This window comes from Microbacterium sp. AG1240, from assembly GCF_003635115.1.
GTDB lineage: Bacteria > Actinomycetota > Actinomycetes > Actinomycetales > Microbacteriaceae > Microbacterium.
In genome coordinates this window covers 167,906-180,123 of sequence record NZ_RBXJ01000001.1, presented here as the reverse complement: position 1 = coordinate 180,123, position 12,218 = coordinate 167,906, and the positions used below count along the sequence as shown (strand labels likewise).

9 protein-coding genes are annotated in these 12,218 nt (G+C 72.3%); 4 read left to right on the top strand and 5 right to left on the bottom strand.

What is annotated here, in order from left to right; genetic code table 11:
• Positions 1-37 precede the first annotated feature (37 nt).
• Genes DEU34_RS00850 through mtnB form a run of 3 tightly spaced genes read left to right on the top strand, consistent with a single transcriptional unit; the run spans position 38 to position 2,540 of the window.
• On the top strand, positions 38-1,216 hold the full coding sequence (locus DEU34_RS00850) for a hypothetical protein (protein ID WP_220659907.1): 1,179 nt from the start codon (positions 38-40) through the stop codon (positions 1,214-1,216).
• Positions 1,213-1,911 carry an acireductone synthase gene (mtnC, locus tag DEU34_RS00845; protein WP_121147961.1) on the top strand — a complete coding sequence of 233 codons (699 nt, stop codon included), beginning with the start codon at positions 1,213-1,215 and terminating at the stop codon, positions 1,909-1,911. Before DEU34_RS00850 ends, mtnC begins: the two co-directional genes overlap by 4 nt.
• Positions 1,908-2,540 carry a methylthioribulose 1-phosphate dehydratase gene (gene mtnB / locus DEU34_RS00840; protein WP_121147959.1) on the top strand — a complete coding sequence of 211 codons (633 nt, stop codon included), beginning with the start codon at positions 1,908-1,910 and terminating at the stop codon, positions 2,538-2,540. The genes mtnC and mtnB overlap by 4 nt, the downstream gene beginning before the upstream one ends.
• 121 nt (positions 2,541-2,661) lie before the next feature.
• Here mtnB and mtnK read toward each other — a convergent pair whose 3' ends face one another.
• The 4 genes from mtnK to DEU34_RS00820 are packed head-to-tail and all read right to left on the bottom strand — an operon-like array spanning position 2,662 to position 7,575.
• Positions 2,662-3,864, bottom strand: coding sequence for an S-methyl-5-thioribose kinase (gene mtnK / locus DEU34_RS00835; protein WP_121147957.1), 1,203 nt, complete (start codon positions 3,862-3,864; stop codon positions 2,662-2,664).
• Positions 3,861-4,901 (bottom strand): ABC transporter permease, encoded by a 1,041-nt coding sequence (locus DEU34_RS00830; protein WP_121147955.1) that lies wholly within the window; start codon positions 4,899-4,901, stop codon positions 3,861-3,863. The genes mtnK and DEU34_RS00830 overlap by 4 nt, the downstream gene beginning before the upstream one ends.
• Positions 4,898-6,475 (bottom strand): sugar ABC transporter ATP-binding protein, encoded by a 1,578-nt coding sequence (locus DEU34_RS00825; RefSeq protein WP_121147952.1) that lies wholly within the window; start codon positions 6,473-6,475, stop codon positions 4,898-4,900. The genes DEU34_RS00830 and DEU34_RS00825 overlap by 4 nt, the downstream gene beginning before the upstream one ends.
• Positions 6,472-7,575, bottom strand: coding sequence for a substrate-binding domain-containing protein (locus DEU34_RS00820; protein WP_121147950.1), 1,104 nt, complete (start codon positions 7,573-7,575; stop codon positions 6,472-6,474). The genes DEU34_RS00825 and DEU34_RS00820 overlap by 4 nt, the downstream gene beginning before the upstream one ends.
• Before the next feature lie 212 nt (positions 7,576-7,787).
• Here DEU34_RS00820 and DEU34_RS00815 point away from each other — a divergent pair, with 212 nt between their 5' ends.
• Positions 7,788-8,375 carry an acireductone dioxygenase gene (locus tag DEU34_RS00815; RefSeq protein ID WP_121147947.1) on the top strand — a complete coding sequence of 196 codons (588 nt, stop codon included), beginning with the start codon at positions 7,788-7,790 and terminating at the stop codon, positions 8,373-8,375.
• Positions 8,376-8,489: 114 nt separating this feature from the next.
• Here the strand turns inward: DEU34_RS00815 and DEU34_RS00810 are convergent, their stop codons facing one another.
• Complete coding sequence (locus DEU34_RS00810; protein WP_121147945.1) at positions 8,490-12,185, bottom strand: bifunctional proline dehydrogenase/L-glutamate gamma-semialdehyde dehydrogenase; 3,696 nt, start codon at positions 12,183-12,185, stop codon at positions 8,490-8,492.
• Between the last annotated feature and the right edge of the window lie 33 nt (positions 12,186-12,218).

The following is a 12,218-nucleotide window of genomic DNA, read 5'->3' as shown; positions in this document are numbered from 1 at the left end:
CGAGCGCCCGCTCGTCGCCGCGTGGAAGGATGGGCGGGTGACCGCGACCCTGGAGAACTCCGTCGTCCTGGACGAGAACGCGGGCGTTGTCCGCATCCTCGACCGCCGGGTCTTCCCGGCTCGTATCGAGTGGGTGACTGCCGAGACCCCGGATGCTGTCGCCGCGGCGATCCGCGACATGGTGACCCAGAGCTCGGGGCCGCTCTACGCCGCCACCGCCGGCATGGCCCTCGCCGCGCTGCAGGCGCGCGACCTGCCCTTGCGCGATGCACGCACCGCCCTCGGGGTCGCCGGACGCGCCCTGGCGACCGCTCGCCCCACCAACGCCCATCCGCGTGACGCGGTCGCCACGGTCCTCGCCGCGGGACGCGACGCCGACACGACGGCCGAGCTCGTGACCGCCACCGTCGACTCCGCCCGCACGGTCGACCGCGACTATCGGGAAGCCGCCCTCCGCCTCGGCCGCGCAACGCTGTCGCTGCTCCCCGCGACGCCACGCATCCTCACGCACTGCTGGGCCGACGCCTACCTGTTCGGCCTGGTCGCCGCCGCGGGCGAGGCCGGCCGGGAGATCGAATGGATCGCGACGGAGACCCGCCCCTACCTGCAGGGCGCGCGACTGACCGCGCACTCGCTGCGCGAGCTCGGCCAGCAGGTCACGCTCATCACCGACGGCATGGGGGCCGCCGCGCTGTCGTCGCCCCGCGGCGTGGGCACCGGCCCGATCGATGCCGTCGTCACCGCCGCCGATCGGGTCGCGCTCGACGGCTCGGTCGTGAACAAGGTGGGCACGCTCGCGCTCGCGACCGCAGCATCCGCCTTCGACGTTCCGTATTACGCCATGGTCGAGGCACCCGACCGGGCCGCCCCGACCGGCGCCGACGTGGTGATCGAAGACCGCGACCCCGCCGAGGTGCTCGAAGTCCTCGGACACCGGTCGGCCAGCCCGCTCGTGACCGACGCGTGGTACCCGGCGTTCGACATCACACCGGCGCGCCTGGTGACCCGCATCGCCACGAGCCGGGGCACGTTCGAGCCCGCGCGGGTCGCCGACCACTTCGCCGCCGACCCCGAGGCGCTGGCCGCAGTCCCGGCCGTACCGCCGCTCCGGCGACGTCGGACCCCGGCCGTGCCGGTGCCCGTCAACGCCTCGACGCAGCCCGACACCGTCGCCTTCCACCCCTTCTCGAACGACTCCTCCGGAGGAACCGAATGACCGTCACCCCCTCCGCCGACGTCGTGGTGCTCGACATCGAGGGCACCACGAGCGAGGCCGGCTTCATCCTCGGCGACCTGTACGACTTTGCGCGCCCTCGCCTCGAGGAGGCTCTCGGACGCGAATCGCTCCGCGCGGCGCGAGCCGACGCGATCGCCGAGACCGGGCTGCCGGCCGACGCGACCGACACCGAGGTCGCCGATGCGCTGCGCGCCCTGATGGCGACCGATGTGAAGTCCACTCCGCTGAAGACGATCCAGGGCGTCATCTGGGCCGAGGGCTTCGCCGCCGGGGAGATCACGTCGCAGTTCTTCGACGACGTGCCGCCGCGCCTGCGCTCGTGGGCCGACCAGGGACTGCGGATCGCCGTGTACTCGTCGGGCTCGGTCGCCTCGCAGCAGCCGTGGTTCCGCCACGCCCCGCAGGGCGATCTGTCGACCCTCGTCGAGGCCTGGTTCGACACCGTCAACGCGGGCGGCAAGAAAGACGCGTCGTCGTACGCGACGATCGCCGAGGCGCTGGGCGTCGCCCCCGCCCGCGCCCTGTTCCTCACCGACCACCCCGAGGAAGTCGCCGCCGCCCGCGCGGCCGGGTGGCAGACCGTGGCGCTCGACCGCGCCGGCGAGCCGTGGGCCGGCGCCGCGTTCGAGGGCCCCGTGGTGCACACCTTCGACGAGATCGAGCTCGGCCGATGAGCGCCCTGTCGACCGCGCGCACGCTCGAAGCCGGTGCGATCCTCGCCGCCGAGGCCGCACGATTCTCCGGCTACGGCTGGATGCGCGGCACCTCGGGGAATCTCTCGCTCGTGATCGACCGCGATCCGCTCGTGCTGGCGGTCACCGCCTCGGGTCTGGACAAGTCGGAACTCACCGAGGCCGACGTCGTGCTCGTCGGCCCCGACGGTCGGGGCCTGGACGCCGACGACCCGCGCCCGCCGTCGGCGGAGGCCGGCCTCCACGCCCACATCGCCGCGCGCACCGGTGCCGGTGCGGTGTTCCACGTGCACGCCCTCGACGCTGTCGTCGCCGCGCACCGCTGGCCCGACGGCGTCGAGATCAGCGACATGGAGATGCTCAAGGGCATCGGACACCGCGCCCACGACGAGACCGTCGTCATCCCCGTGATCGCGAACGACCAGGACATGGCGGTCGAGGCCGCCCGCTTCGACGAGGTCTACGTGCCCGCCACCGCCGACGTCCCCGAGGTGCCGGTCATGATCGTGGCGACCCACGGCATGTACGCCTGGGGCGAGGATGCGGCGGCAGCCCGCCGCCACCTCGAGATCGCCGAGTGGCTCCTGCGCTTCACCGTCGCCACGCGCTGATCGCGCAGCATCCGCCCTCCCCGGCGTCGAGATCACGGCCTCTCGGCGAACCGACACCGCCATCGCGTCGCGCTGATGTCGCCTCGGCGAGACGACGTGGTCTCGGCGGGTGGGGCACGCGCTACGTCAGGAGGGGCTCGCGCGTGAGCTGCGTCAGGCGGCGCGGGTCGGGATCGATCAGGCGCGCGATGCCCAGCGTGCGGGCGGTGAGCAGCACCCGGCGAGCGGCGATCGCGCGCTCGCGCTCGGGAAGGGTCTGGATGTCGGCGACCTTCGAGAACCCGACGATGCGGCGCACGGCCTTCGCCGCGGCGTAGATGGCGGCATCCGAGCGGATGCGGCGCAGCGTCACCGCGAGCACGTCGTCGCCGTAGACACGGGGGTCGACGCGGTCGGGCCAGCGGCGGGTGAACTCCTCCTCGAAAGCGGCGACGAGCTCGACCGGCAGCGCGAGCAATGCCTCGGCGTCGGCCTCGCGGCCGAGCACCGACGCCCTCGCCGCGGCGATGATGAGATTCGCCCACACGGCGCCGAGGTCGAAGCCCGTGGGCGCGTAGGTGCCGAACTCCGAGTCGAACGCGCGGACCGAGCCGCCCTCGGCACGCACGAACACCGACCCGGTGTGCAGGTCGCCGTGCACGAGGCTCTGGTGGTCTTCCTGGAACCGCTGCTTGGCCAGGCCGATCTCGCGCACGAACACGCGGTCGGCCCGCAGCTCGCGCACGTCGTCCTCGTTCGCGGGCAGCCACCCGTTGTGCTCGTGGTCGACGTAGGGCTCGCTGAAGACGAGGTCTTCGGTGATCTCCGACAGCTCGGGATTCGTGGCCTCGGCGATCCGTCGTCGCCGCTCGGGCCCGGGGGTGCCGAAGACGCTCGTGGCGAAGCCGATCGCGCCGACGTAGGTGCCGAGCTGCGCGGCGGCGTAGGTGTGCAGGCGCCCCGCGTTCAGCTCGTTGCGCCACACGGCGTGGTCGCTGAGGTCTTCGATGGAGAGGGCGAGGGATGCTTCGTCGAAGCCGTAGAACGCGGGCACGTGCGCCGCATCCACCGCCTCGTGGGCGGCGAGCACGACCGCCTCGCGCTTGGCGCGCTCGCGGGTGAGCGGCCAGGTGGGGTCGACGCGCACGTGCGGCAGCGACTGCTTGACGACGACGCCGTTGCCGGCGGCGTCGGTCACGATGAAGACGAGATTGAGGTTGCCGTCGCCGACCTCGACCACGGAGACGATCGACGCGGGATCGACGGGTCCGGCCAGTCGCGGACGGGCGAGGAGGTACGCACCGACCGTGTCGACGGTGAGGATGTCGGCTTCGAGGTCGCTCATGCGGTGGTGCTCCCGGCGATGATCGTGGTCTTCCGGCGGCGGAACGTGAAGCTGAACAGCAGTGCCACGAGCAGCACGATGCCCTTGCCGAAGTCCTGGATGTAGTAGGGCAATCCCATCATGGAGAAGCCCGTCACCATGACCGCGATCAGCACGGCCCCCAGTGCCGTGCCCCACGCGTTCGGGCGGCCGATGCCGAGAACCGAGACGCCGACGAGCGCGACGGCCACCGCGTCGAGCAGCAGCGAGTTGCCCGCCGAGACGTCGCCCTGGCCGATGCGGGCGGCGAGCACGAGCCCCGCGATCGAGGCGAGCACACCGCAGCCGATGTACGCCGCGGCGCGGTAGGCGCGCACCCGCACGCCGGCGAGCCGGGCGGCCTCCGGGTTCGATCCGACCGCGGCGAGTGCACGACCCCAGCGGGTGCGGTCGAGCACGAACCACAGGAGGGCCGTCAGAACGAGGAAGAGCACGACCGGCACGGACACGGGGCCGAAGGAGCCGCGGTCGAACCAGAGGAAGTCGGCGGTGAAGCGGCCGGGGGCGGTGGAGCCGTCGGCGAGGGTCATCTGCGACGAGATCGACTTCCCGTCGACGATGATGAGCTTGAGCCCGACCACGGTGAACATCGTCGCGAGGGTCGCCAGCAGGTCGGGGATGCGGGCGAAGACGATCAGCGCCGCGTTCAAGGCCCCGATGAGAGCGCCAGACAGCAGCACGACGCCCACGGCGATCCCGCCGACCTGACCGGCGATCACGAGCGTCCACGCCGCGATCGACACGGCGAAGCCGGCGTTGGCTCCCACCGAGAGGTCGAGGCCGCCGACCGTCATGGCGAGGGTGACACCCAGCCCCGCGATCCCGACGGGCGCGATGAACTTCAGCATCCCGAAGACGTTCTCCACCGTGCCGAACGCGGGCTGCGTGGCGAAGAAGAACACGATGAGCAGCGCGGTGACGGCGACGAAGCCCCATTTCGCGACGCCGTCGATGACGCGCGTTCCGATACCGGGGGCGGATGCTGTCGTGAGGCTCATGCCGTCTCCTTCGGGTGGCCGGGGTCATCGAGCAGCGCACGGACGATGCGCGCCCGGTCGTGGACTCCGGCGGGGGTGTCGAGGGCGATCCTGCCCGAGACGAGCACGACGATGCGGTCGGCGACATCGAGGATCTCGTCGACGTCGCTCGAGAGCACGACGACGGCCGCGCCCTCTTTCGCACGGGCTCGTGCGGCGTCGCCGATGCGTCGGCGCGCGCCGATGTCGACACCGCGGAACGGCTCGTCGAGCACGGCGAGGGCGGGTGCGGTACGCAGCCAGCGACCGACGATCACCTTCTGCTGGTTACCGCCCGACAGGTCGTCGACGGCGGTGTCGGCCGATGGCGCGACGACGTCGTAGGCCTCGATCACCTCGTCGGCCACCGCACGCTCGCGGCGCACGCCGACCACACCGAGCCGGTCGGAGATCTCGCGCAGCACCGGGAGTCCGACGGTGCGCGCGATCGACCAGCCGGGCTGGATGCCGCCGCGTTGACGGTCTTCGGGAACGAGCACGATCCCGGCCTCTTTCGCCGCCGCGGGAGTGGCCGGCCGGTAGTCGCCGCCGGAGAGCGTCATGCGGGCCTCGCCGGCGGGTCGCACGCCCGCGACCGTCTCTGCGAGCTCGGTCTTGCCCGCGCCGAGAAGACCCAGGATGCCGGTGACCTGCCCCGCGTGGATGTCGAGCGCGAGCGCCTCGGCGCCCGGGATGAGACGGGCCCCGTCGATCGAGAAGACCACGTCGCCTGCCGGCTGCGGGTCGGTCACGTGCTGCTGCAGCTCGGTGGGGACCCCGAGCATGGCTTCGAGCGCGGCGTGCCAGTCGAACGGCCGAGAGGCGGCGAGGGTGAGCCCGCCGTCGCGGAGCACGAGGATGCGATCGGCGAGGCGCTCGATCTCGCCGAACCGGTGGCTCACGAACAGGATGGCCAGGCCCGGCCGGCCGGGCTCGCCGTCGCGCAGCGCCCGCAGCACCTCGAAGAGACGATCCGCCTCGGACGCGGTGAGCGCCGACGTCGGCTCGTCGAGGATGAGCAGCTTCGGGGTGGAGCGCAGGGCGCGGGCCAGGATCAGCAGCTGCGCGTCGGAGGTGCCCAGGCGCCCGGCGTCGGCGCGCAGCACCTCGTCCGACCAGTCGAGCCCGAGGCGCGCGAGCGCGGCACGGGCGATGCGTTCGGTCTCTGCCCGGCGCACCACCCGGTGCCCGCCCGAGGAGAGGTCGGTGAGCGCGATGTTGTCGGCGACCGACAGCGAGGGCACGATGCCGTCGGCGATGCGCTGGTGCACCGTCTCGATGCCGGCCCGGCGTGCCCGGGCGGGCGAGGTCAGCCGCGTCGATGCGCCCGACACCTCGATCGACCCGGTGTAGCCGGGGTTCGCCCCCGACACGGCACCGATCAGCGTGGACTTCCCCGCGCCGTTCGTGCCGAGCAGGGCGGTGATGGTGCCCGCGGCGAGCTCGAGCGAGACGTCGCGCAGCACCCGGTTCGCGCCGAAGCGCACGCCGACGCCGCTCAGGCGGACGACCGGTCGGTCGTCCGCCTGAGCGGGATGAGGCGTGGAGGAGGTCATCCCGAGACGGCGGGGAGCCAATCGGCGACGACCACGTCTTCGAGCAGCAGCGACGGCTCGGCCTCACGCAGCTGGGCGACGTTCGTGATCTCCTTCTCGAGCAGGAAGTCGCGGGTGACGGTGATCGCGGGGAACTGCACCTCGGTCTCGTCGAGCTCGCCCGCCAGCGAGAGCGCGAGCGTGCGCACGACCGCGGCGCCGATCGATGCGGGGTCGGTCGCCGAGGTCGCGACCCACGGGCTGCCGTCGGCGATCATGACCTCGATGTCGGCGTTGGAGATGTCGATGCCGTAGACCTTGACCTTGTCCTGCAGGTTGTTCTGCGTCACCGCCTGCACGACGCCCTTGGTGATCTCGTCGTAGGGGGCGAAGATCGCCTGCACGTCGGGATTGGCCTTGAGCGCCGCATCCGTCAGCGGGATGTTGTCGGTCGCGGTCGACTCGGTGACCTCGCCGGTGAAGAACAGCTGGTCGAGGTCGTACTCGGTGAGGTACTGGTCCCAGACGGCCTTCCGGCGGTCGAGCGGCGCGAAGCCCTCGGCGCTGACGAGACCGACCTTCGCGCCGTCACCGGCCGTGGCGACGAGCTCGTCGAGCACTCCCTCGGCCATCGACGTGTCGGACTGCGACGTGACGAGCACGCCGTCGGTGTCGTCGAGCGCCAGGTCGTAGACGATCACGGGGATGCCCGCGTCGACGGCCTCGCGGATGCGCGGCTCGATCGTGTCGGTCTGACCGTGGTCGACGATGATCGCGTCGGGCTTCGACGCGATCGCCTGCTCGAGATCGGAGGCGTGCTTGGCGTTGTCGTTGCGCGCGTCGCTGACGGTCAGCTCGATGTTCGCCGCGGCCGCCTGCGCCTTCGCGCCGGCGGTCCAGGCGGTGAAGTAGTCGCCCGCGCCCGACTGCTGCACGAGCGCGACCGTGACGGGCTCGCCGTCGAAGGGCGCCGGCGCGTCGGCCGTGGCCGCCTGCTGCGATGCGGCGGGAGCGGTCGTGCCGCCCGTGTTCTGCTGGGCGCAGCCGGCGAGGACGAGCGCGGTCGCACCGGCGGCGGCGGCGAGGCCGAGCAGACGGCGGTTGTGCGAGAGGAACGACATGGATGTCACCTTCGGGTGAGGGGTGCTGTGGGCGCTGGGGGACGGCGGCCGGTGCTGTCCGGCGCGGGAGCAGTAAACCAGTTCGAGCAGGCACCGACCCAATCCGCCGTTGCGCATTGTTACGTCGAAGTCGACGGAAGTGACCGTGAACTGGCCGCGCGGGCGGTAGACGCGCGAGAATCGACCTCTACACCCCATCCGAGGAGATCCCCGTGACACTTCTGACCGTCTGGAAGGACACCGACCCGAGCGTGCCCGTGCTCGAGTCCACCGACGAGAACGAGATCCGCGATGCGCTCGCTACTCTGGGCGCCCGTTTCTCGCGCTGGGAGGTCAAGGACTTCGCCGACGACGCGCCGCTCGACGAGGTGCTCGCGCTCTACTCGACCGAGGTCGAGGGCGTGAAGCAGAGCGAGGGCTACACGCTCGTCGACATCGTCGGCCTCTCGCCGTCGCAGGAGAACTACGACGAGGTCAAGGTCACCTCGCGCGAGAAGTTCCTCTCCGAGCACAAGCACGACGACGACGAGGACCGCTACTTCGCCAAGGGCGCGGGGGTCTTCTACCTCCACGTCGACGGCAAGGTGCACGCTCTCTACTGCGAGCCCGGCGATCTCGTCTCGGTGCCGGCCAACACCACGCACTGGTTCGACATGGGCACCTCGCCCGAGTTCACCAGCATCCGTTTCTTCCACGACGACGACGGCTGGGTCGGCCACTTCACCGGCAACCCGATCGCCGACACCTTCCCGACGTTCGACCAGCTGCAGGCCCGCCGCGCGGAGCTCGCCGCGGCCTGACGCACAGCAGCAGCCCGAAAGCCCAAGACACCCGGAGACGCGGAGCGCCGCGCCCGGGTGTCCTGGCCTTTCGGCGGGCGGATGCTGCGTCGGGCGGATGCTGCGGGGCGGGCGTCAGATCGCGCGCTCGCTCCAGGCGTCGGGGTTGCCGAAGCGATGGGCCGTGATAGAGATGGCCTGTTCGCGCAGGAACGGCAGCAGCTCGATGCGCCCGGCGGTCGTGACCTCGTCGGCGTAGACCGCGAGGTCGGGATCGCCCGACGTCGCCTCGGCCAGCGCGCGTCGCAGGTCGACCACCGACGCGGGCGAACCCACCAGCCGCGCGCGCGAAGGGCGGGGCCGGGGGTCTTCGTCGGCCGCGGCCGCGACGACGTCGCCGGCCCCGGCCATGCGCTCGATCCACTCGTCGTCGCTCTCCACCCACACCGGGACGTCGAGGTCGCCGAGAACGCGGCGCACCTCGCCGGGGAGCCCGACCGGCACGCTCAGCGCGAAGCTCGACCCCGACCGCACACCGGCGAGCACGACTCTCAGCACCGCCTGCCACGCCGCGTCGCCGGTCGCGCGCACCGCGACCGATGCCGGGCGGTAGCGGAAGAGGTTTCGCTCGACGCCGAGCTGCGAGACGTCTTTGACGCGGCCGAACTCGCGGTCCCACGCGATGGCGTCGGCGAGCGCGCCGCGGCGCAGCCATTCGAACGCCTCGTAGGAGAGCGTCGGCTGCGCCGCCTCGATGATCGTCGTCAGTCGCGAGTCGAGTCCGCGCAGGTGCAGCGTCGACGACGCGGTCGCTCCCGTCGACGGGCGCCACGTGCCGAGGCCGATGAGGTGGTTCGGGCCGCCCGCCTTCGCGCCGGCGCCGACCGATGAGCGCTTCCAACCGCCGAACGGCTGGCGCTGCACGATCGCGCCCGTCGTGCCGCGGTTGACGTAGAGGTTGCCCGCCTCGACGCGGTCGAGCCAGAGGGCGAGCTCGTCGGGGTCCTGGGTGTGCAGGCCCGCGGTCAGCCCGTAGTCGACCGCGTTCTGCAGCTCGACGGCCTGGGCGAGGGAGCTGGCGTGCATGATGCCGAGCACCGGTCCGAAGAACTCCTCGCGGTGGAAACGCGAGCCCGGCTGCACCCCGGTGCGGATGCCCGGCGTCCAGTAGCGGCCCGCAGCCGGACCGTCGAAGTCGAGCTCTCGCGGCTCGACCAACCACCGCTCGCCCTCGCCGAGGGTGGTGAGGGCCCACTTCAGCTTGCCGCGCGGCTCCTCGATGAGCGGGCCGACCTCCGAGAGGGGGTCGGCGGCGGGCCCGACGCGCAGCGAGGTCGTCGCGTCGATGAGCTGCCGGGCGAAGCGCCGCGAGCGCGCGACCGATCCGACGAGGATGGCGAGCGACGCCGCCGAGCACTTCTGCCCGCCGTGCCCGAAAGCGCTGCGGACGAGATCGGATGCGGCCAGGTCGAGGTCTGCCGATCCCGTGATGATCATCGCGTTCTTGCCGCTCGTCTCGGCGTGCAGGGAGAGCTCCGGGCGCCACGAACGGAACAGCTGCGCGGTCTCCCACGACCCCGTCAGGAGCACCTGATCGACCGACGTGTGCTCGATGAGCCGGCGCCCGAGCGCCTCCTCGTCGAGATCGACCAGAGCGAGCAGGTCTCGCGGCACCCCGGCGTCCCACAGCGCCTCGGCGACGACGGCGGCGGTGCGGCGGGCCTGCGGCGCCGGCTTGAACACCACGCCCGAGCCCGCCGCCAGCGCGGCGAGCACTCCCCCGGCGGGGATCGCGATCGGGAAGTTCCAGGGCGGGGCGACCACCGTCACCCGGGCGGGCACGAAGACGGCGCCGCCGACGCGGTCGAGTTCTCGCGCCGTGGCGGCGTAGTAGTTCGCGAAGTCGACGGCCTCGCTCACCTCGACATCCGCCTCGGCGAAGACCTTGCCGGTCTCGGAGGCCGCGACCTCGATCAGCGCGCCCCGGCGCTCCGCCAGTGCGCGCGCCGCGCGCTGCAGCACGGCGGCCCGCTCTGCGGCGGACGTCGCGCCCCAGGAGGCCGCAGCATCCTTCGTTCCCGCCACGAGCGCGTCGAGGGCATCGCCGTCATCGACGCGCGCCGCGGCGATGGTCGCGGTTCCGGCCGCCGAGTCGTCGACGCGGGCGAGCACCTCGCGCGCCCACTCCCGGTTCGCGGGAAGCGCCGGGTCGGTATCGGCGACGTTGCGGAAGCCGAGCGCGCCGACCGCGTCTCCGGCCTCGCGCGGGGCGTAGACGGCCGTCTCGACGAAGGCCTGCCCGCCGAACAGCACGTGCTCCGGTGGAGCATCGGATGCTGCGGCGTCGCGGGCGATGCCGAGCACCGCCTGGGTGAGCCCCGGGTCATCGGCCTGCGGCTCGCGCAGGATCGCCGGCTCGGGGGTCTGCGCCGCGGCGCCCCGATCCTGCCCGCGGTTCGGACCGGTCGGGAGCGCCGGGTCGGCCGCGCGCTCGAGGGAGGCGAGGAAGCGGTCGCGCTCGCGGCCGTACAGCTCGGGGTCGTCGGCGAGGTCGAAGGCGGCCGACAGGAAGTTCTCGCCCGAGGCGTTCTCTTCGAGGCGACGCACCAGGTAGCTGATGGCGACGTCGAACTCGTCGGGCCGCACCACCGGCACGTAGAGGAGCACGTGCCCCACGTCGCGAGCGACGGCGGCGACCTGGCCCTGAGCCATGCCCAGCAGCATCTCGATCTCCACGCAGTCGCGCACGCCCCGGTCACCGGCGAGCTCCCACGCGTGCGCGACGTCGAAGAGGTTGTGCCCGGCCACACCGATGCGCACCCCCTCGGTCGCCTTGGCCGTGAGCGCCTCGTCGAGGCAGCGCAGGTAGTTGGCGTCGGTGTCGAGCTTGCTGCCGTACGTGGCGAGCGACCAGTCGTGCATGATCGCGTCGACGCGCTCCATCGCGAGGTTCGCGCCCTTCACGAGGCGCACCTTGATGCGCGCACCACCGGCGGCCACCCGCTGCCGCGCCCACGCCGTGAGCTGCCGCAGGGCGGGAAGGGCATCGGGGAGGTAGGCCTGCAGCACGATCCCGGCCTCGAGATCGGCCAGGCGGGGATCCTCGAGGATGCGGGTGAACACCGCGATCGTCAGATCGAGGTCGCGGTACTCCTCCATGTCGAGATTGAGGAACGTGGGGAGGGTCGACGACGCGGCGTCGAGGTACAGCGGGAGAAACCGCTCGACGACCCGGTCGACGACGTCGTCGAACGCCCACATCGAGATGTGCGAGGCGATGGCCGAGACCTTGACCGAGACGTAGTCGACGTCGGGCCGGCGGACGAGTTCGTGGATGCCCTTCAGCCGGCGCTCCGCCTCCGCCTCGCCGAGCACCGCCTCGCCCAGCAGGTTGAGGTTGAGCCGCGCGCCGTTCTCGCGGAGAGCGGCGATGGCCGGTCCGAGCTTGTCGGAGCGCGCGTCGACGACGAGGTGCCCGACCATCTCGCGGAGGGCCCGGCGCGCGATCGGTACGACCGGCGTCGGCAGCACCTGCGCGACCGCTCCCCCGACGTGCACGGCTCCGCGGAGGTACCAGGGGAGGAAGTCGGGCACGAGGGGCGCGATCCGGTGCAGCTGCGCCGCGGCGGCCGCGAGGCTCTCGGGGCGCATCACGCCGTCCACGAAGCCGATCGTGAAGGGGAGGCCCTGCGGGTCGCGCAGCACTCCGGCGAGACGCTCCGCCGCCGCATCCGTCGGCTCTTCGGCCGCCGCGGACACCCAACGCCCGGCAAGGGCGACCGCCCGATCGGCGAGGTCGCTGCCGGTCGCGGATTCGGTCGGAGTAGTCATGCGCACAGCCTAGGCTCGCCGGTTACGCGCGTT